The sequence below is a fragment of the Scandinavium lactucae genome (assembly GCF_033843265.1).
Lineage (GTDB): Bacteria > Pseudomonadota > Gammaproteobacteria > Enterobacterales > Enterobacteriaceae > Scandinavium > Scandinavium lactucae.
The window spans coordinates 64,619-83,344 of record NZ_JAWXRD010000038.1 but is presented as its reverse complement, the minus strand read 5'-3'; the positions used below and the strand labels follow the sequence as shown (position 1 = coordinate 83,344).

Below are 18,726 nucleotides of genomic sequence, written 5' to 3'. Positions count from 1 at the left end.
CTTGTAAACCATTTTGAAAAGTTTTAGGTTTACGATCCTACACCGAACCGAGAAACAACTGAACCCCTTTTGGAGACGCCAATGGCTCACCACGCACGCTGGACAATGTCGCAGGTCACTGAACTGTTTAACACACCCTTGCTGGACCTGCTGTTTGAAGCGCAGACCATTCACCGCCAACACTTCGATCCGTGCCAGGTTCAGGTCAGCACCCTATTGTCGATTAAGACCGGTGCCTGCCCGGAAGACTGCAAATATTGCCCACAGAGCGCCCGCTACAAAACCGGGCTGGAAGCCGAACGCCTGATGGAAGTCGAGGAAGTGCTGGCCTCGGCACGCAAAGCGAAAAACGCCGGTTCGACCCGTTTTTGCATGGGCGCGGCGTGGAAAAATCCGCACGAGCGCGATATGCCGTATCTCGAGCAGATGGTCAAAGGCGTGAAGGAGATGGGCCTTGAGGCCTGCATGACCCTCGGCACGCTGTCTGATTCCCAGGCGCAGCGTCTGGGGGAGGCCGGGCTGGATTACTACAACCATAACCTCGACACCTCGCCGGAATTCTACGGCAACATCATCACCACCCGCACCTATCAGGAGCGCCTCGACACCCTCGGCAAAGTGCGTGACGCCGGGATCAAAGTCTGTTCGGGCGGGATTGTCGGCCTGGGCGAAACGGTGACCGACCGCGCCGGGCTGCTGTTGCAGCTGGCGAATCTGCCGACGCCGCCGGAAAGCGTACCGATCAACATGCTGGTGAAGGTCAAAGGTACGCCAATGGAAAACAACGAAGACGTTGATGCCTTTGAATTTATTCGCACCATCGCCGTGGCGCGGATCATGATGCCGACCTCGCACGTGCGTCTGTCTGCCGGACGCGAAAAGATGAACGAGCAAACCCAGGCGATGTGCTTTATGGCCGGGGCCAACTCGATTTTCTACGGCTGCAAGCTGCTGACCACGCCGAACCCGGAAGAGGACAAAGATCTGCTGCTGTTCCGCAAGCTGGGGATCAATCCAGAGCAGACCGCGGTGCTGGCGGGGGATATCGAACAGCAGCAAAAACTCGAACAGGCGCTGCTGACCCCGGATACCGACACGTATTACAACGCGGCGGCGGTATGAGCTGGCAGCAACGCATCGACACTGCGCTAACGGAACGACGTCATGCCGATACGTTTCGTCATCGCCTGCCGGTCAGCCACGGCGCGGGACGCTGGCTGGTTCAGGGGGAACGCCGCTGGCTGAATTTTTCCAGCAACGATTACCTTGGTCTGAGCCAGCATCCGCAGATCGTCGCCGCCTGGCAACAGGGCGCTGAGCGCTACGGCACCGGCAGCGGCGGGTCCGGACACGTCACCGGCTACAGCGAAGCGCATCAGCAGTTTGAGCAGGAACTGGCGCAGTGGCTGGGCTACCCGCGTGCGCTGCTGTTTATCTCTGGCTTCGCGGCTAATCAGGCGGTGATTGCTGCCCTGATGCACAAAGACGACCGGATTGTCGCGGACAAACTGAGCCACGCCTCGCTGCTGGAAGCGGCCAGCCACAGCCCGGCGCAGCTGCGGCGCTTCGCCCATAACGATAGCTCTCAACTGGCAAGCCTGCTGGCGAAGCCCATTGAGGGCCTGCAACTGGCGGTCACCGAAGGCATTTTCAGTATGGACGGCGACAGCGCCCCGCTCGCCGGGATCGCCGCCGTTACCCGCCAAGCCAACGGCTGGCTGCTGGTGGACGATGCGCACGGGGTGGGCGTCAGCGGAGACAATGGCCGGGGCAGCTGCGCCGCACAGGGCGTCCATCCTGAGCTACTGGTGGTGACCTTTGGGAAGGCGTTTGGCCTGAGCGGGGCGGCGGTGCTGTGCAGCGACCCGGTAGCGGATTATCTGTTGCAGTTCGCGCGACATCTGATTTACAGCACCAGTATGCCGCCCGCACAGGCGGTGGCGCTCAGTCAGGCGCTGGCGATTATCCGCAGTGAAGAGGGCGAATCCCGCCGTCAGACCTTACGCCGCCACATCGCGCGTTTCCGTCAGGGGGCAGAACAGCTCTCCTTGCAGCTTACGGCATCGAACAGCGCCATTCAGCCGCTGATCGTCGGTGAAAATAGCCGGGCATTACGGCTGGCGGAAAGTCTGCGCGAGCAGGGGTGTTGGCTGACGGCTATCCGCCCACCGACGGTGCCAGCGGGGACGGCGCGCCTGAGGGTGACGCTGACCGCCGCACATCAGCCGCAGGATATCGACCAGTTACTGGAGGTGTTGGATGCCGCCCGTCGATAAATCAGCGATTGCGGCCGCGTTTGGCCGGGCCGCCAGTCACTATCAGCAACACGACGAACTCCAGCGCCAGAGCGCCGCGGCGTTGCTGGCACAGCTTCCCGGACGAGCGTTCAACCGGGTGCTGGATGCTGGCTGTGGGCCGGGGAGCATGAGTCGCTACTGGACGGATGTGGGAAGCCAGGTCACGGCACTGGACCTCTCCTCGCCGATGCTGGAACAGGCGCTGTCCCAGCGTTCGGCACAACACTATGTGCAGGCGGATATTGAAGCCATGCCGCTGGCTGATGAGCAGTACGACCTGGCCTGGAGCAACCTCGCGGTGCAGTGGTGTGACTCGCTGCCGACGGCGCTGAGCGAATTGTACCGCGTGGTGCGTCCCGGGGGCCGGGTGGCGTTCAGCACTCTGGTGGCGGATTCGCTGCCGGAACTGCATCAGGCATGGCAGCCAGTCGACCGCCAGCCGCACGCCAATCGTTTTTTAACCCAGGCCGAGATTATTGCCGCCCTGGCGGGTTATCGCTGCCAGCATCACACGCACACTTTCTGCCTGACCTTTGACGATGCTCTGAGTGCGATGCGCTCACTGAAAGGCATTGGCGCGACCCATCTGCATGAAGGCCGGGCGGCGCAAACCCTGACCCGCAGCCAGTTGCAGCAAATTCAGTTGGCATGGCCGAAACAGCAGGGGCGTTGCGCCCTGACGTACCATATTTTTACAGGAGTCATTGACCGTGATTGAACGTTATTTTGTTACTGGCACCGACACCGAAGTCGGTAAAACCGTTGCCAGCTGCGCGCTTTTGCAGGCGGCAAACCGCGCGGGCTATCGCACCGCAGGCTATAAGCCAGTGGCATCGGGTAGCGAAATGACCGCCGACGGGTTGCGCAACACCGACGCGCTGGCCCTGCAACGCCACAGCGCGGTAGCGCTGAACTACGCAGAGGTGAATCCATACACCTTTGCGGAACCGACCTCGCCGCACATCATTAGCGCAGATGAAGGCCGACCCATAGAGGCGCGAACGCTTTCCGCTGGGCTGCAGGCGCTGTCGCAGAAAGCGGAATGGGTGCTGGTCGAAGGGGCAGGCGGCTGGTTCACGCCGTTGTCAGCCTCGTATACCTTTGCCGATTGGGTGCAGGCTGAGCGCTTGCCGGTGATCCTCGTGGTGGGTGTAAAGCTCGGCTGTATCAACCATGCGCTGCTGACCGCGCAGGCGGTGCAACAGGCCGGGTTGCACCTCGCGGGCTGGATTGCTAATGACGTTATCCCGCCGGGTAAACGTCACGCCGAATACCTGGCGACTCTGACGAGGATGCTGCCCGCGCCGTTGCTGGGAGAAATCCCTTATCTGGAACAGGGGCCAGAGGCCGCAGAGACAGGGCAATATCTCGACCTTACGGCGCTTCGTCCGGCGTCATAAACTGCGCCAGCAGCCGGGTATCGAGCTGATTCACCGGGCCCTGCGCGACGTTACGCCCGCGATGCAACAGGCAGAAGGTATCCGCCACCCGGCGAATAAACGGCAGGTGCTGCTCGGCGAGCAGCACCGTTAGCCCCAGTTCACGGTTCAGACGCAGCAGGCATTCGCCGAGTTTGTGCATAAACCCCAGCCCCATCCCGCGCGTCGGCTCGTCAAGGATCAGCAGTTTGGGCCGGGTGACCAGCGCGCTGGCAAGCGCCAGCTGATACTGGTCATCGTCGGACATCGCCGCCCCCTTGACCTGGCGCAGCGGATACAGCTCAGGCATCAGGTCAAAAATGTCACTGCCGACCGCGCCGTTTCCCTCGTGGCTTGCCCGCATCGCTATCTGCAAATTCTCTTCCACCGTCATCTGCGAGAAAATCCGCTTATCCTGCGGCACATAGCCGATACCCATCGCCGCGCGCAGGGGTGGGGAAAGGGTGAGCAGGTCGCGCGGCGGCCCGCTGGCCTCCTGCCAGAACATGGTGCCGCTTTCGATGGCCTGAAAGCCCGCAATACAGTTCACCAGCGTGGTCTTCCCCATGCCCGGCAGCCCGAGCACGCAGGTGCACTTCCCGGGGGCAAGGTCGAGATTGAGATCCCACAGAATATGCTGATTTCCGTAATAGTGATTCACTGCGCGTAGACTCAACATCGGCATCTCCTTACGTTGTGGCTTTAGGTTGTGCAAATCCCTTGCCAGAACAGAAAATGCATTGCGAATTGCCCCCCTATTTCGGATTGCTACTCAAAAAAGAGGCGTATGTGCCGCGTGTTCAACCGGGCCGGTGCACTTTGTCGGTGCTGCGAATGAAAGAGGGCGTCGGCGCGTGGTGCAGCGTTAACGCTGCTTTTGTGAGCGCCATCTCGTTGCGCAACGGCGGGCGTTTTGCATGATTAAAGACAAAAAATAGCGATAAAAAATTTTTCGACAGGACTTTTAGGGGCTCGATGCGTTTTGCGCGAGTGGCAGGGGAGTTGGGCTGCAGACACTTATCCACTATTCCTGTGGATAACCATGTGCATGAGAGTTAGAAAACTTGCGATAGGCTAGAGAAGACGCGGCCTGCACCCAAATTGATGCGAAACGCGGCTTTTCGATATTTCCTTTATTTATCAATGCGTTTAATAAAAGCAATGCCTGTAAGAAAAGTGTCACCGGCTGCCATAAAAGATTCATCACCCTTCTTGACAAATGTTAAATACGACAATGTTCTGGGGATAACCCGATCCGCCCGGTGTTTTATATCGTCACAGCGGAAATTTTCACCGCAGTTGATCGCAGATGACAGCGGTAACACACATACCCTAATGCGTTACTGTTTTTATATCCAGTGTTTTTTATTGGCAAATTTTGGTGCGACGAGTAGAATTAATCGTCTGCCCGTTTCCCTTCATCAGGTTGTCGTTCATGAGTAAACCGTTCAAAATGCATTCTGCTTTCCGTCCCTCAGGCGATCAGCCCGAGGCCATCCGTCGCCTGGAAGAGGGGTTGGAAGATGGTCTGGCGCATCAAACGCTGCTCGGGGTAACGGGCTCAGGGAAAACGTTTACCATCGCCAACGTGATTGCCGACCTCCAGCGCCCGACCATGCTGCTGGCCCCGAATAAAACCCTCGCCGCGCAGCTGTACGGCGAGATGAAAGAGTTCTTCCCGGATAACGCGGTCGAGTTTTTTGTCTCCTATTACGACTACTATCAGCCGGAAGCCTACGTTCCCAGCTCAGATACCTTTATCGAAAAAGATGCGTCGGTGAACGAACACATCGAGCAGATGCGTCTGTCAGCGACCAAAGCGATGCTTGAACGCCGCGACGTGATTGTGGTGGCCTCGGTGTCTGCCATTTACGGTCTGGGCGACCCTGACCTGTATCTGAAGATGATGCTGCACCTGACGGTGGGCATGATTATCGATCAGCGTTCGATTCTGCGTCGTCTGGCCGAACTGCAATACACCCGTAACGATCAGGCATTCCAGCGCGGTACGTTCCGTGTGCGCGGGGAAGTTATCGACATCTTCCCGGCGGAATCTGACGACATAGCCCTGCGCGTTGAGCTGTTTGATGAAGAAGTGGAGCGATTGTCGCTGTTTGACCCGCTGACCGGGCATCTGGAATCGACCATCCAGCGTTTTACCGTCTACCCGAAAACGCACTACGTTACGCCACGTGAACGCATTGTGCAGGCGATGGAAGAGATCAAAGTCGAGCTGGCAGACCGCCGCAAAGTGCTGCTGGAAAACAACAAGCTGCTGGAAGAGCAACGTCTTTCGCAGCGGACCCAGTTCGACCTCGAGATGATGAACGAGCTGGGTTACTGCTCGGGCATTGAAAACTACTCGCGCTATCTCTCCGGGCGTGGGCCGGGCGAGCCACCCCCGACGCTGTTTGATTATCTGCCCGCCGACGGCCTGTTGGTGATCGACGAATCCCACGTCACCGTGCCGCAAATTGGTGGGATGTACCGTGGCGACCGCGCACGTAAAGAGACCTTGGTTGAATACGGTTTCCGCCTGCCGTCGGCGCTGGACAACCGTCCATTGAAGTTTGAAGAATTTGAAGCTCTGGCCCCGCAAACTATCTACGTGTCGGCGACGCCGGGCAATTATGAGCTGGAAAAATCGGGCGATGACGTGGTCGATCAGGTGGTACGTCCTACCGGTCTGCTGGATCCCGTTATCGAAGTGCGTCCGGTCGGCACCCAGGTGGATGACCTGCTGTCAGAAATTCGTCTGCGCGTAGCGATTAACGAGCGGGTGCTGGTCACCACGCTCACCAAACGCATGGCCGAAGACCTGACTGAATATCTGGAAGAGCATGGCGAACGGGTGCGCTACCTGCACTCGGATATCGACACCGTCGAGCGGATGGAGATCATCCGCGATTTGCGTCTTGGCGAGTTTGACGTGCTGGTGGGGATCAACCTGTTAAGGGAAGGTCTCGATATGCCGGAAGTGTCGCTGGTGGCGATTCTGGACGCCGATAAAGAAGGCTTCCTGCGTTCCGAACGTTCGCTTATTCAGACCATCGGTCGTGCGGCGCGTAACATCAACGGCAAGGCGATTCTTTACGCTGACAGAATCACCAACTCGATGGCGAAAGCGATGGGTGAAACCGAGCGTCGTCGTGAGAAGCAGGAGCAGTACAACCTGGAAAATGGCATTGTGCCGCAGGGACTGAACAAGAAGGTGGTCGATATTCTGTCGTTGGGCGAGAGCCTGGCGAAAACGCGCGGTAAAGGTCGCGGCAAGTCGAGAAGTGCGGCTGAGACCGAGGCGGCAGAGCTGGCGCTGACGCCGAAAGCGTTGCAGCAGAAAATCAGCGAACTTGAAGCGCAGATGATGAAGCATGCGCAAAATCTTGAGTTTGAAGAAGCCGCCGAAGTGCGCGACCGTCTACATCAGCTGCGCGATCTGTTTATCGCCGCGTCTTAATATTTTTCCTCAATTTTCCTTAATAAAGAGGCCCCGAAGCGGGGCCTTAATGTTGCGTTAATCTTTATCGACGACACTGTCTTCAGTTTAATGAGGACAGTGCCATGCAAAAAGACAATTTCTTAACCACTCTGACCATCCTGGTTTCCTTCCTGATCGTGGTTGGCTTCTTCCACCAGTGGATCCTGACATTCTGATCAACGTGAACGGCGCGGAAATTTAACCCACGCTTTCACGCCCGGTCCGGGTTGACGGTTATGCAAAAAGAACTGAGCGTCGTGCAGCTGTGCGATGCGAGTCACGATGCTTAACCCCAGGCCAATGCCGCCGTAGCGGCTGTCCATTCGTACGAACGCTTTACTGAGTTCGCCACTTTTAGCTTCGTCAATTCCCGGCCCTTCATCTTCTACCGCCATCATTCCGGCATCAATCGTAACCGTAATTGTCGAATCCTCCGGGCTGTAGCGATGGGCGTTTTCTACCAGATTGCGCAATAACACTTGCAGCAGCGTGGCATCCCCTGACACCGTGACCTCTTGCATACCGGCAGGCAGCGCTAAGGTTTGTCCGCGCTGGCTGAGCATCGCTTCCAGTTCGCCCTGAATTGGCTCTATCACTTCTTCCACCAACGGCACACGCTGATAGCTGCCCGCTGAAAATGACTGGCCGACGCGCGCCAACTGTAAGAGCTGCGAAATACTCTGCGTCATCTGATCCAGACGTTGTAACAGTGGGTCAACCATCACGCGGTTGGATTTCGCCATCAGCTCAAGATGCAGACGCAACCCGGAGAGAGGGGTGCGCAACTCATGCGCCACGTCGGCGGTAAACAGGCGTTCACGCTCCAGCGTTTGATTAAGGCGTTCGACCAGTTGATTGATGGCCGAGGTGACGGCATCGACTTCGCTAACCGATTTTGGCAGGTCAATAGGCTTCAGGTTATCCGGGGTGCGGCTGTTAAGCTCTTGCTGTAACTCCCACAGCGGGCGGGTGATACGTTTGACGGCCTGGAGAGAAATCCACAGCGCCAGCCCGATAATCAACATACTTGGCACCAGCAGGCTGGCGACGGCTTCGCGCACTTCGTGTTCAATATGTTTACGGTTGTTGTGCCCGTTGATGGCACTTTGCACCAGCAGCTGAATTTGCTCCTGACTTTCGTGCCACAGCCAGAACACGCTGATCACCTGACACACCAGCAGAATGGCGGCGATCGTCAGCAGCAGCTGGCGGCGCATGGTCCACTGTACGTCACGGATAAACGGCAGATTCATTTACGCATCCTCACTGGTCTTCACCAGCATGTAGCCAAAGCCACGCACCGTGCGGATCCGGGTCTTGCCGATTTTGTCGCGCAGGTTGTGAATATGGACTTCAAGGGTGTTGGTCGACGGCTCGTTGTCCCAGCTGTAGATATCGTTGTACAGCACTTCGCGATGCACCGGGCTGCCCGCTTTGGCCATCAGGCGCGAGAGCAGGGCGTACTCTTTGGGCGTCAAATCGAGCTGCGTGTCACCGCGAGATACCAGACGGCGCGTCACGTTGAGGCACAAATCACCAATGCTGATTTCGTTGTCACCCTGATTATTGTGCCGACGCAGCAGGGCGCGTACGCGGGCATTCAACTCTTCCAGCGCAAACGGTTTGACCAGATAATCATCGGCCCCGGTATCAAGCCCGGTGATCCTGTCCAGCACGGTGTCACGCGCGGTGAGGATCAGTACCGGCAGGCTGATTTTCTCCCGGCGAAGACGGGCCAGAAAATGTAAGCCGTCTTCGTCCGGTAAGCCGAGGTCAAGCACCATCAGGCCGTAATGTCCGTTCGCAAGGCACAGAGCAGCCTCATGTGCCGTGGTGACGCCATCGCAGACGTAACCTTCACTTTGCATCGCAAGGATCAATCCCTGCAATAATAATGCGTCGTCTTCAACCACCAGCACTTTCATTTAACTTGCTCCTCTGCATGGCGCAACGATATCGTCGTGGGCCTGATATTCCCTGGTATCTACTCCCGCCAAGCCTAGCATGGTTGAGAACAGATTATCCTGCGAATAGTGGTTCGCTTTCGCATGGTCTTTCAGGCAGGAATAATTAACGTTATCGCGCTTCTGATAATCCTCGGACAGCCAGATGAGCATCGGCACGTGTTTCTGCGTATCCGGAGCAATAGACCACGGCAGACCGTGCAGGTACACGCCGTTCTCGCCTAAGGACTCGCCGTGATCGGAGAGGTAAACGAGGCTGGTGGTAAAGGTGTTCTGTTTCGACTGCAATAATTTAATGGCCTTATCGACAATATAATCCACGTTAACGAGGGTGTTGTCGTAAGTATTCACCAGCTGCTCTTTGGTGCAGTTTTGAATTTCATTGCTGTCACAGGTTGGCGAGAAGGTGCGTAATGCTTTCGGGTAGCGATTATAATAGGTCGGCCCGTGGCTGCCGATGGTGTGTAATACAATAACGCCATCGCCTTTCAAATTATTAATATAGGCATCCAGACCCTGGAACAGCACGTCGTCATAACATTCGCCGTCCACACACTGGCCCGGCAAATTCAGGCGCGTCATATCCTGATGCGGGACGCGATCGCACGCGCCTTTACAGCCACCGTCATTTTCATTCCACAGCACGTTGATGCCCGCTCGTTGAATCACGTCCAGCAGGCCCTCCTGATGTTGCGCCAGCTCTTCCTTGTAACGTGCGCGCGGCATGTTGGAGAACATGCACGGCACGGAAATCGCGGTGGCGGTGCCGCAGGAGGTGGTGTTCGGGAAGTACACCACGTTGTCCTGCTTCAGACGCGGGTTGGTTTCACGTGAATAGCCGCCGAGAGAGAAGCTGTCCGCCCGCGAGGTTTCGCCCAGCACCAGGATGGTCAGGTTATGACGCGGGCCATTTTTCATCACCGCTTTCTGCGTCGCATCTTCACCGATGCGCACCAGCGGCATGTGGGCCAGACGGTTATGCGAATACCAGGAATTCACCGCCACAATGCTGTTGGACGGGTTCAGGGATTTGACCAGCTCTTTGTTGTTGCGAAACAGTGAGGCGTAATCTTTATAAAACAGCAGCGCTACCAGCACGATCAACAGGGCTGAGACCACAATGCTGCCCACGCGCAGGACGATGCTCCGCCAGGCACTGTGCGGTTTTGTCACTCGGATCCACCAGGCAATCAGCACCGCCAGTAGCCCGGAAAGCAGCATCGTCAGCACCATTTTAGTCGACATCAGGGCGAAACTTTCCGCAGGCGTAGTGTCGATAATATTGGTGATCATCGACCGGTCGATCACCACGCCAAAGGTCATGATGAAATACTGTGCGGCGGCGCTGACCAGGATAAACAGACTAATGACCGGTTTGTCGAGCCACAAAAAAGACGCCAGGGTCACAAGAATATTGATCACGCAAAACAGCACCAGCGGCATGGTGGCGAACACCAACGCATTGTGCAGTGAGTCAACAGGCAGTAACGTAAAGGCTTGTTTATAGTAAACAATATTCAAAAATAACGAGATATACAGTGCAAATAGCACCAGATAAGAGATGTGCCCCATCGCAGGGCGACGCAGGGAAAAATGTGGCATCACGGGCATCCAGCAGAAAAACATGACGCCATGATGACCAGGGTGCGTTAAGACAACCTTAAGAAATTAAGGATTGCCTTAACCTTAGATCTTAACCTAACGCCTGAACGGCTTGCTCCAGCGCGTCGCGCAGAAGAAGGCGGTCGTGGCGATAGCGGATATCGCTGGCTTCCAGCGGGACCTGAATCACCACCCGGTCAGACACCTCAGACACGTCGACCATGGGCCCGACGACGACGGCATCAATCACCGGTTTACCCACGTAATGCTCCATTAGCTCAAGCTTGTCTTTCAGCGACAGGCTGGCCGCTGCCGGACTCAGTTCACGCCCCAGGTTGCCGATATAGACCATCGGGGCAGGGGTTCTGCGCAGGGCTTGTGCCATTTCAGCGAGCAATAAAATCGGCATCAGGCTGGTATAAAAACTCCCCGGGCCAATCAGGATAAGGTCGGCCTCGGCGATGGCCTGCACCGCTTCGCGGGTGGTCGGCACCGACGGCGTGAGCAGCAGTTCTTTCGGCGGCAGCTTGAGCTGGTCGATATTAACTTCGCCGTAGATTTCATGACCTTCGTCGTCGATAGCCATCAGATCCACCGGCACTTCCGACATCGGGATCAGTGACGCTTCCACCTTCAACAGATTTCTGATCAGGTTGATCGCCTCCAGCGGCCGCACGCTCAGATGGTCCAGCGACTTTAACATCAGATTTCCGAGGTTATGTCCGGATAATTCGCCATTGCCGCTAAAACGGTACTCGAACATCGCCGAGGCGACGCTGGGTTCGGTGATCAGCTGGTTCAGACAGTTGCGCATATCTCCCCAGGCAATCCCGCCTTCGGAGCGCCGAATCCGGCCAGTAGACCCGCCGTTATCGGTGGTAGTGACGATACCTGTCAGGCGCGAACCCAGCGAGGAGAGAGAAGACATCACTCGCCCCAGACCGTGCCCGCCACCGAGGGCGACCACACGATCGAGATCCGCAAAAGTACGATTGCGCATAGAATTCCTTAGAAGAGTCGGTCGTGGCTACCTTAGCGTAACTACCCCTAAAAGACGATGGGCGGATCCCGTCAAAATGACCCATATCAATGTAAAACCCCCATTTATGCGTATTCTGTAGCGAAAGTGCACGATTGGTCCGCTATGTATAAGAATATACAGCGAAAGTCGAAAATGGCGAAAGCGTCATTTCCGCGCTACTATCTGCATAACCCGCTTCTCTATAATCAGAAGCTACACTCTAGCCTTAACGCCTAAGTCCTGTGGATAGGGGGTTCTGGCCGTGACGATGTCACCAGGGTGCAGGAAGAAATGACTGTGCCTCCCGTATTTGGAAAGGTGTATGGCCCCACAACTTACCGATGCTTTTGCACGCAAGTTTTACTATTTGCGCCTGTCGATTACCGATGTTTGCAACTTCCGTTGCACCTACTGCCTGCCTGACGGTTACAAACCGAGCGGCGTCAATAACAACGGCTTTCTCTCCGTCGCGGAAGTGCGCCGCGTGACCCGGGCATTTTCCGCCATGGGCACCGAAAAAGTGCGCCTGACCGGGGGTGAACCGTCGCTGCGCCGCGACTTTACCGACATCATCGCTACCGTGCGTGAAAACGACGCCATTCGCCAGATTGCGGTGACTACCAACGGCTACCGTCTGGCGCGCGATGCGCAAAGCTGGCGCGACGCCGGGTTAACCCACGTCAACGTCAGCGTCGACAGCCTCGATGCTCGCCAGTTTCAGGCCATCACCGGGCAGGATAAATTCCAGCAGGTGATGGACGGTATCGACGCCGCGTTTGCAGCGGGATTCGCCAAAGTGAAGGTCAACACCGTGCTGATGCGCGATGTCAACCATCACCAGCTCGATACCTTCCTTGAGTGGATCAAACCGCGTCCGATTCAGCTACGTTTTATTGAATTGATGGAAACTGGCGAGGGCAGCGACCTGTTCCGCAAGCATCATATTTCCGGCATGGTTCTGCGCGATGAACTGCTCAAACGCGGCTGGATCCACCAGATTCGTCAACGCAGCGACGGCCCGGCGCAGGTCTTCTGCCACCCCGATTACGCCGGGGAAATTGGCCTGATCATGCCGTATGAAAAAGACTTCTGCGCCAGCTGCAACCGCCTGCGCGTCTCCTCAACCGGAAAACTGCATCTGTGCCTGTTTGGCGACGGTGGCGTCGAACTGCGTGATTTGCTCGCCGACGATGCGCAGCAGCCTGAACTGGAGGCGCGCATTTGCGCGGCGCTGGCGCAGAAAAAACAGACCCATTTCCTGCATCAGGGCCAGACCGGTATTACTCAGAATCTTTCGTATATCGGTGGCTGAGTCGTTTCAAAATAAGGAGATTGAGAATGAGTCAGGTTAGTGCTGAATTTATCCCGACCCGCATCGCAATTCTTACCGTGTCCAGTCGGCGCGGTGAAGAGGACGACACGTCCGGCCACTATCTGCGCGATAGCGCCCACGACGCAGGCCACCACATTGTCGACAAAGCCATTGTTAAAGAGAACCGCTACGCCATTCGCGCCCAGGTTTCTGCCTGGATTGCCAGCGACGACGTGCAGGTGGTGCTGATCAACGGCGGGACCGGCTTTACCGACGGTGACCAGGTGCCCGAAGCCCTGCTGCCACTGTTTGACCGTGAAGTCGAAGGCTTTGGCGAAGTATTCCGCATGCTGTCATTCGAAGAAATCGGCACCTCAACGCTACAATCCCGCGCGGTGGCTGGGGTGGCGAACAATACTTTGATTTTCGCCATGCCGGGCTCGACCAAAGCGTGCCGCACCGCATGGGAAAATATCATCGCGCCACAGCTCGATGCGCGGACTCGTCCGTGTAATTTCCACCCTCATTTGAAGAAATAAACCATGTCGCAACTGACGCACATTAACGCCGCCGGTGAAGCCCATATGGTGGATGTCTCCGCCAAAGCGGAAACGGTGCGCGAAGCCCGCGCCGAAGCCTTTGTCACCATGCTGCCGGAAACGCTGGCGATGATTATCGACGGCAGTCATCACAAAGGTGATGTGTTTGCCACCGCCCGCATCGCTGGGATCCAGGCTGCAAAACGCACCTGGGATTTGATCCCGCTCTGCCATCCATTGATGCTCAGCAAAGTGGAAGTCAATTTACAGGCGCAGCCCGAATATAACCGGGTGCGCATTGAGTCGCTGTGCCGCCTGACCGGGAAAACCGGGGTTGAAATGGAAGCCCTGACCGCCGCGTCGGTCGCTGCGCTGACCATCTACGACATGTGCAAAGCGGTACAGAAGGATATGGTGATTGGTCCGCTGCGCCTGTTGGCGAAAAGCGGCGGTAAATCCGGAGATTTCAGGGCAGACACGCATGATTAACATTCTCTTTTTCGCTCAGGTGCGCGAGCTGGTGGGCACCGACCGCCTGACGCTGGACACTGATGCTACCACCGTAGAACAACTGCGACAGCAGCTGGCCGCGCAGGGTTCGCGCTGGGCGCTGGCGCTGGAAGAGGGCAAACTGCTGACCGCGGTCAATCAGACCTTAGTCAGCCATGACCATCCCATTGTGGCAGGTGATGAAGTGGCGTTTTTCCCGCCAGTGACAGGGGGCTAATTATGAACGACACGCTTATCCGTGTGGAAAATGCCCGTTTTAACGTTGGCACCGAATATGCCTGGCTCGCCGAACGCGACGAAGACGGCGCAGTGGTGACCTTTACCGGTAAAGTCCGCAATCATAATCTGGGCGACAGCGTGAGCGCCCTGACCCTGGAGCACTATCCGGGAATGACTGAAAAAGCGCTGGCTGAAATCGTAGCCGAAGCGCGCGACCGCTGGCCGTTAGGGCGGGTGAGCGTGGTTCACCGCATCGGGGAGATGTGGCCTGGCGAGGAAATCGTCTTTGTCGGGGTTACCAGCGTGCATCGCGGCAGCGCCTTTGCCGCAGGGGAGTTCATCATGGATTACCTGAAAACCCGCGCCCCATTCTGGAAACGCGAGACCACATTGGAAGGCGATCGCTGGGTCGAGTCCCGCGACAGCGACCACCAAGCGGCCAGGCGCTGGTAAAACACGTTTTCGGATATGAGTGTATTGCGCTTGTGATACGCTTAATGCACACACACCTTTATTTGAGGGTTTCATCATGGACCGATACTCGCGTCCCAATTCAATTGTTCAGGCACGTTCTGGCCTGCAGACCTACATGGCGCAGGTCTATGGCTGGATGACCTGTGGACTGCTGCTCACGGCGTTTGTGGCCTGGTTTGCTGCCAACACTCCGGCAGTGATGATGTTTGTCTTCTCCAGTAAAATTACCTTCTTTGGCCTGATCATCGCCCAGTTGGCGCTGGTGTTCGTGCTGTCCGGCATGGTGCAGCGACTGAGTGCAGGAATGGCGACCACCCTGTTTATGCTCTATTCGGCGCTAACCGGGCTGACGCTTTCCAGTATTTTCATCGCCTATACCTACAGCTCCATTGCCAGCACCTTTATCGTGACGGCGGGGATGTTTGGTGCGATGAGCCTGTACGGCTACACCACCAAACGCGACCTGACCGGCATGGGTAAAATGCTGTTTATGGCACTGATTGGTATTCTGCTGGCATCACTGGTTAACATCTGGCTGAAGAGCACGCCGCTGATGTGGGCCGTGACCTATATCGGCGTGGTGGTGTTTGTCGGCCTGACGGCGTACGACACCCAGAAGCTGAAGGCGATTGGTGAGCAAATCGATACCCGCGACAGCAGCAACCTGCGCAAATATGCGATTCTGGGTGCGCTGACGCTGTATCTTGATTTCATCAACCTGTTCCTGATGCTGCTGCGCATCATGGGCAACCGCCGCTAGACTGTTTACCCGGCGGCGCTAGCGCTTGCCGGGTCTTCAACACCCTGTCCATCCTCAATCGGCCATCGCCCTCTGATTTTTCGCCTTCATTTTCTTGGCCCGACTCTCCAGCACTAAATAGCCGACCGTGGCCAGCGCCAGCGGAATAAAGAAATAGAGCATGCGATATGCCAGCAGCGCCGCGATGATGGTGCCCTGAGAGGCATGTTCTCCAGCCAGCAAGGCGATAAATACCGCTTCAAGAACGCCAATGCCCGCCGGAATATGCACGATAACTCCGGCGATACTGCTCACCAGCAGTACCCCCAACACGAAGAAATAATTCACCTGTTGGCTGAGCAGCAGCCAGATAATCGCCCCCATCGCCATCCAGTTGGCGCTGGAAATCAGCATTTGCAGCAGCGCGAATCGCCATGACGGCAGCACCAGTTTCTGCCCTTTGATGGTCAGATGGCGACGTTTAGCGAAGGCGCAGGCCCACAGGTAAAGGGCAATCAGCAACAGCAGGCAGCCGCCGATAATCCGCAGAGTCGTGTCGCTGATGTACCAGTGCGCGGGCAAGTCGACCACGCCAATACTGAAAATCACTCCACCGAGGAGAATATAGCCGAGCCAGTTGGTGGTAATGCTCAGGGAGAAAATGCGGGTAATGGTGCCGCCCGGCAGGCCGAGTCGCGAATAGAGGCGATATCGCATCCCGATGCCGCCTACCCACGTGCTCAGCGTGAGATTAAACGCATAGCAGATACACGACACCAGCATGACCTGCCGCTTCGCCAGTTTATGCCCGCAGTAGGCGCGGCCCAACAAATCGTAACAGCCGTACAGTAAATAGCTGACGACAACCAGCGCCACAGCACTGAGCAGGGCGGTACGGTTGTAATCGCGGATAACCTTCCACACTTCCTGCCAGTCGACCTTCTGCGCATACACCACTAACAGCACCGCGACGGCAATGAAGAACAGCCCGGTGAGGATTTTTTTCGCCTTATGCCAGCGTGGGTGAGAATGGCTCATCAGGGCTTTACCCCCGTATTTTCGGTATCGATCCGATCTTGTGTTTCCAGCGTGGTCTGCACCGGCGGGTCAACCTGGGCCAGCTTCGGGGTATGGGCAGGCAGCCAGCCGACCATCGCCGGGAAGTGGCGCAGGAAGTGGAACGCCAGCACGCTTTTACCCAGATTCCACCAGCTGCGATTCGGCACCATCGCGCTGTCCACCCGCAGACAATCCTGTTGAATGAGGGCATTCAAATTGTCGCGCAGGGTCTGATTAAACGCCCGGTCATGAATAATCAGGTTGGCTTCCAGATTGAGCGACAGGCTCAGCGGGTCAAGATTACTTGAACCCACCGTCGCCCAGTGATCGTCCATCAGCGCTACTTTGCCGTGTAGCGGGCGGCGTTTGTATTCAAAAATCTGTACCCCGCCTTTGAGCAAATAACGGTACAGCAGGCGCGCACCGACTTTAACAATCGGCATGTCCGGCTCGCCCTGGACCACCAGTTTAACCCGCACCCCGCGCCGGGCGGCATTGCGCATCGCGTGCAATAGACGGTAGCCTGGGAAAAAGTAAGCGTTCGCGATGATCACCTCATGCCGGGCATTAGCCAGCATTTTCAGATAGTGACGTTCAATATCATCCCGATGCTCATGGTTGTCGCGCCAGACAAACAGCGTTTGTGCCTCGCCGGGAGTACGGTTTTCTTCCGCGCGATGGCGGCGTCGCCAGAAGTGTCGGGCCTCTGCATGGCCGGGTAAGTTATCGAGCTCGAATTGCAAAATATCCTGTACCACGGGGCCTTCGACGCGAACGGCGTAATCCTGTTTGGCCTCCGGGCCGTAGTCCGACATATGCTCGGCGGAGTAATTAATCCCACCCACGAAGGCTACTGCGGCGTCGATCACCACAATTTTGCGGTGCATTCGGCGGAACAGATTGGTGCGCAGGCCGAACAGGCGAGGGCGTGGATCGTAATAGCGAAACACCACGCCTGCCGTCGTCAGTTCGCCAACGAAACGATCGCTCAGGTCAGGCGAACCGTACCCGTCGAGCAACACTTCAATACTCACCCCGCGCCGGGCGGCAGTGAGCAATGCCTCGTGCAGTTGCCAGCCGACACTGTCCTCAAACCAGATAAAGGTTTCGAGAATGATTTTACTTTCTGCTTTCGCAATGGCGCTGAAAACAGCCGGATAATACTGGTCGCCGTTTTCCAGCAGCTCAATTTGATTACCTTCACGCCAACCGCATTTCATAGATGGATCTCCGCGCTCAACGGTGCATGGTCAGAGAGATGTCGCCACTCCCGCAGTGGCAGCGCCGTTGGGCTGCTGGCGTGCGCATTTTTGACATAGATTCTGTCGAGGCGCAGCAGCGGGAAGCGAACCGGGAAGGTGCGAACCGGGCGGCCTGAGGCCTGGGTGAAAATCTCCTCCAGCCCAGCCTGACGTTTTAACGGCAGATTAGCCTGTAGCCGCCAGTCATTGAAATCCCCGGCCACGACTACCGGCTCGTTGTCCGGCAGGCTGTTCACCCAGTCGCTCAACATGGTTAACTGCGCCTGACGATGGGCTTCACGCAGCCCCAGATGCACGCAGATGACGTGGACCGGCGTCGGCGACTCCGGGGGAAGAAGACGGCAATACAGCAGGCCGCGTTTTTCACTATCTCCGACGGAAATATCCCGATTTTCATAATGTTCGATCGGAAAACGTGACAGCACCGCGTTGCCATGATGCCCTTCGGGATAGACCGCGTTACGCCCGTAGGCGTAGTCGCTCCACAGGGTATCGGCGAGAAACTCATAATGGCTGGTGTTCGGCCAGTTTTCGACCCGAAGCGACAAAGCATCATGCGCGCCCAGCACTTCCTGTAGGCACACAATATCGGCACCCACGGCACGTACCGCGTCGCGAAGTTCGGGCAAAATAAAGCGGCGATTGAACGCGGTAAAGCCTTTGTGTGTATTGATAGTCAGAATCTTTAAAGAAAAATGTGGCGACGGTTTAGTCATATTTCCCCTGTCCGCTTCTCTGTCCTGAATGAAATAGTGTAGTAGCCGTCACAAAAAGGTGCGGTGTTACGGAATTTTCCGTAAAGTCCGGTACTCTCAGTTACAGTTGAAAATGC

19 protein-coding genes and 1 riboswitch are annotated in these 18,726 nt (G+C 56.7%); of the genes, 11 read left to right on the top strand and 8 right to left on the bottom strand.

What is annotated here, in order from left to right; all coding sequences use genetic code 11:
- Positions 1-81: 81 nt before the first annotated feature.
- From bioB to bioD, 4 genes are read left to right on the top strand one after another with little or no spacing between them, the layout of a single operon-like run.
- On the top strand, positions 82-1,122 hold the full coding sequence (gene bioB / locus SIK69_RS16980; protein ID WP_319629414.1) for a biotin synthase BioB: 1,041 nt from the start codon (positions 82-84) through the stop codon (positions 1,120-1,122).
- Entirely contained in the window at positions 1,119-2,276 is a 1,158-nt protein-coding gene (gene bioF, locus SIK69_RS16975; protein ID WP_319629413.1) for an 8-amino-7-oxononanoate synthase, read from the top strand. The genes bioB and bioF overlap by 4 nt, the downstream gene beginning before the upstream one ends.
- Positions 2,260-3,015, top strand: coding sequence for a malonyl-ACP O-methyltransferase BioC (gene bioC / locus SIK69_RS16970; protein ID WP_319629412.1), 756 nt, complete (start codon positions 2,260-2,262; stop codon positions 3,013-3,015). The genes bioF and bioC overlap by 17 nt, the downstream gene beginning before the upstream one ends.
- On the top strand, positions 3,008-3,697 hold the full coding sequence (gene bioD, locus SIK69_RS16965; protein WP_319629411.1) for a dethiobiotin synthase: 690 nt from the start codon (positions 3,008-3,010) through the stop codon (positions 3,695-3,697). The genes bioC and bioD overlap by 8 nt, the downstream gene beginning before the upstream one ends.
- On the opposite strand, the gene SIK69_RS16960 is transcribed toward bioD, so the two are convergent.
- The gene (locus tag SIK69_RS16960) at positions 3,672-4,394 is read right to left on the bottom strand and encodes an ABC transporter ATP-binding protein (protein ID WP_319629410.1); all 723 of its coding nucleotides are present in this window, start codon (positions 4,392-4,394) and stop codon (positions 3,672-3,674) included. The two genes, bioD and SIK69_RS16960, sit on opposite strands and share 26 nt — an antisense overlap.
- A 756-nt stretch (positions 4,395-5,150) precedes the next feature.
- Between SIK69_RS16960 and uvrB the strand changes: the two genes are divergently transcribed.
- Positions 5,151-7,172 (top strand): excinuclease ABC subunit UvrB, encoded by a 2,022-nt coding sequence (gene uvrB / locus SIK69_RS16955; protein WP_319629409.1) that lies wholly within the window; start codon positions 5,151-5,153, stop codon positions 7,170-7,172.
- 197 nt (positions 7,173-7,369) lie between these two features.
- Here uvrB and pmrB read toward each other — a convergent pair whose 3' ends face one another.
- The 4 genes from pmrB to yvcK form a co-directional block, all read right to left on the bottom strand.
- Entirely contained in the window at positions 7,370-8,446 is a 1,077-nt protein-coding gene (gene pmrB / locus SIK69_RS16950; RefSeq protein WP_319629408.1) for a two-component system sensor histidine kinase PmrB, read from the bottom strand.
- Positions 8,447-9,118 (bottom strand): two-component system response regulator PmrA, encoded by a 672-nt coding sequence (gene pmrA, locus SIK69_RS16945; RefSeq protein ID WP_319629407.1) that lies wholly within the window; start codon positions 9,116-9,118, stop codon positions 8,447-8,449.
- The gene (gene eptA, locus SIK69_RS16940) at positions 9,119-10,759 is read right to left on the bottom strand and encodes a phosphoethanolamine transferase EptA (RefSeq protein ID WP_374941358.1); all 1,641 of its coding nucleotides are present in this window, start codon (positions 10,757-10,759) and stop codon (positions 9,119-9,121) included.
- Positions 10,760-10,850: 91 nt separating this feature from the next.
- Positions 10,851-11,759, bottom strand: coding sequence for a uridine diphosphate-N-acetylglucosamine-binding protein YvcK (yvcK, locus tag SIK69_RS16935; RefSeq protein ID WP_319629406.1), 909 nt, complete (start codon positions 11,757-11,759; stop codon positions 10,851-10,853).
- A 225-nt stretch (positions 11,760-11,984) separates the two neighbouring features.
- Positions 11,985-12,117: riboswitch (molybdenum cofactor riboswitch) on the top strand.
- On the opposite strand from yvcK, the gene moaA reads away from it, so the two are divergent.
- From moaA to SIK69_RS16905, 6 genes are all read left to right on the top strand, one after another.
- Positions 12,103-13,092, top strand: a complete 990-nt coding sequence (gene moaA / locus SIK69_RS16930; RefSeq protein ID WP_319629405.1) for a GTP 3',8-cyclase MoaA — start codon at positions 12,103-12,105, stop codon at positions 13,090-13,092. (Overlaps the previous riboswitch by 15 nt.)
- Positions 13,093-13,118: 26 nt before the next feature.
- Complete coding sequence (gene moaB, locus SIK69_RS16925) at positions 13,119-13,631, top strand: molybdenum cofactor biosynthesis protein B (protein ID WP_319629404.1); 513 nt, start codon at positions 13,119-13,121, stop codon at positions 13,629-13,631.
- A 3-nt stretch (positions 13,632-13,634) separates the two neighbouring features.
- The gene (moaC, locus tag SIK69_RS16920) at positions 13,635-14,120 is read left to right on the top strand and encodes a cyclic pyranopterin monophosphate synthase MoaC (RefSeq protein ID WP_319629403.1); all 486 of its coding nucleotides are present in this window, start codon (positions 13,635-13,637) and stop codon (positions 14,118-14,120) included.
- Positions 14,113-14,358, top strand: a complete 246-nt coding sequence (moaD, locus tag SIK69_RS16915; protein ID WP_319629402.1) for a molybdopterin synthase sulfur carrier subunit — start codon at positions 14,113-14,115, stop codon at positions 14,356-14,358. The genes moaC and moaD overlap by 8 nt, the downstream gene beginning before the upstream one ends.
- A gap of 2 nt (positions 14,359-14,360) precedes the next feature.
- Positions 14,361-14,813: a molybdopterin synthase catalytic subunit MoaE gene (gene moaE / locus SIK69_RS16910; RefSeq protein ID WP_319629401.1), complete on the top strand. Its 453-nt coding sequence runs from the start codon at positions 14,361-14,363 to the stop codon at positions 14,811-14,813.
- Between the two features lie 76 nt (positions 14,814-14,889).
- Entirely contained in the window at positions 14,890-15,594 is a 705-nt protein-coding gene (locus tag SIK69_RS16905; protein WP_319629400.1) for a Bax inhibitor-1/YccA family protein, read from the top strand.
- A gap of 54 nt (positions 15,595-15,648) precedes the next feature.
- On the opposite strand, the gene SIK69_RS16900 is transcribed toward SIK69_RS16905, so the two are convergent.
- Genes SIK69_RS16900 through SIK69_RS16890 form a run of 3 tightly spaced genes read right to left on the bottom strand, consistent with a single transcriptional unit; the run spans position 15,649 to position 18,610 of the window.
- A complete protein-coding gene (locus SIK69_RS16900) occupies positions 15,649-16,611 on the bottom strand; it encodes a lysylphosphatidylglycerol synthase domain-containing protein (RefSeq protein ID WP_319629399.1) in 963 nt (320 codons plus the stop codon).
- Positions 16,611-17,852, bottom strand: a complete 1,242-nt coding sequence (gene clsB / locus SIK69_RS16895) for a cardiolipin synthase ClsB (protein WP_319629398.1) — start codon at positions 17,850-17,852, stop codon at positions 16,611-16,613. Before clsB ends, SIK69_RS16900 begins: the two co-directional genes overlap by 1 nt.
- Positions 17,849-18,610, bottom strand: coding sequence for an endonuclease/exonuclease/phosphatase family protein (locus SIK69_RS16890; RefSeq protein ID WP_319629397.1), 762 nt, complete (start codon positions 18,608-18,610; stop codon positions 17,849-17,851). Before SIK69_RS16890 ends, clsB begins: the two co-directional genes overlap by 4 nt.
- Positions 18,611-18,726: the final 116 nt, after the last annotated feature.

Excerpts from the sequence above, each read along its gene's own strand:
- bioC (WP_319629412.1), top strand. The coding sequence starts at position 2,260 with ATGCCGCCCGTCGATAAATCAGCGATTGCGGCCGCGTTTGGCCGGGCC.
- eptA (WP_374941358.1), bottom strand. The coding sequence starts at position 10,759 with ATGCCACATTTTTCCCTGCGTCGCCCTGCGATGGGGCACATCTCTTAT.
- moaB (WP_319629404.1), top strand. The coding sequence starts at position 13,119 with ATGAGTCAGGTTAGTGCTGAATTTATCCCGACCCGCATCGCAATTCTT.
- uvrB (WP_319629409.1), top strand. The coding sequence starts at position 5,151 with ATGAGTAAACCGTTCAAAATGCATTCTGCTTTCCGTCCCTCAGGCGAT.
- moaC (WP_319629403.1), top strand. The coding sequence starts at position 13,635 with ATGTCGCAACTGACGCACATTAACGCCGCCGGTGAAGCCCATATGGTG.
- bioF (WP_319629413.1), top strand. The coding sequence starts at position 1,119 with ATGAGCTGGCAGCAACGCATCGACACTGCGCTAACGGAACGACGTCAT.
- moaD (WP_319629402.1), top strand. The coding sequence starts at position 14,113 with ATGATTAACATTCTCTTTTTCGCTCAGGTGCGCGAGCTGGTGGGCACC.
- SIK69_RS16960 (WP_319629410.1), bottom strand. The coding sequence starts at position 4,394 with ATGTTGAGTCTACGCGCAGTGAATCACTATTACGGAAATCAGCATATT.
- pmrA (WP_319629407.1), bottom strand. The coding sequence starts at position 9,118 with ATGAAAGTGCTGGTGGTTGAAGACGACGCATTATTATTGCAGGGATTG.
- moaE (WP_319629401.1), top strand. The coding sequence starts at position 14,361 with ATGAACGACACGCTTATCCGTGTGGAAAATGCCCGTTTTAACGTTGGC.
- SIK69_RS16900 (WP_319629399.1), bottom strand. The coding sequence starts at position 16,611 with ATGAGCCATTCTCACCCACGCTGGCATAAGGCGAAAAAAATCCTCACC.
- yvcK (WP_319629406.1), bottom strand. The coding sequence starts at position 11,759 with ATGCGCAATCGTACTTTTGCGGATCTCGATCGTGTGGTCGCCCTCGGT.
- pmrB (WP_319629408.1), bottom strand. The coding sequence starts at position 8,446 with ATGAATCTGCCGTTTATCCGTGACGTACAGTGGACCATGCGCCGCCAG.
- bioB (WP_319629414.1), top strand. The coding sequence starts at position 82 with ATGGCTCACCACGCACGCTGGACAATGTCGCAGGTCACTGAACTGTTT.
- clsB (WP_319629398.1), bottom strand. The coding sequence starts at position 17,852 with ATGAAATGCGGTTGGCGTGAAGGTAATCAAATTGAGCTGCTGGAAAAC.
- SIK69_RS16905 (WP_319629400.1), top strand. The coding sequence starts at position 14,890 with ATGGACCGATACTCGCGTCCCAATTCAATTGTTCAGGCACGTTCTGGC.
- SIK69_RS16890 (WP_319629397.1), bottom strand. The coding sequence starts at position 18,610 with ATGACTAAACCGTCGCCACATTTTTCTTTAAAGATTCTGACTATCAAT.
- moaA (WP_319629405.1), top strand. The coding sequence starts at position 12,103 with ATGGCCCCACAACTTACCGATGCTTTTGCACGCAAGTTTTACTATTTG.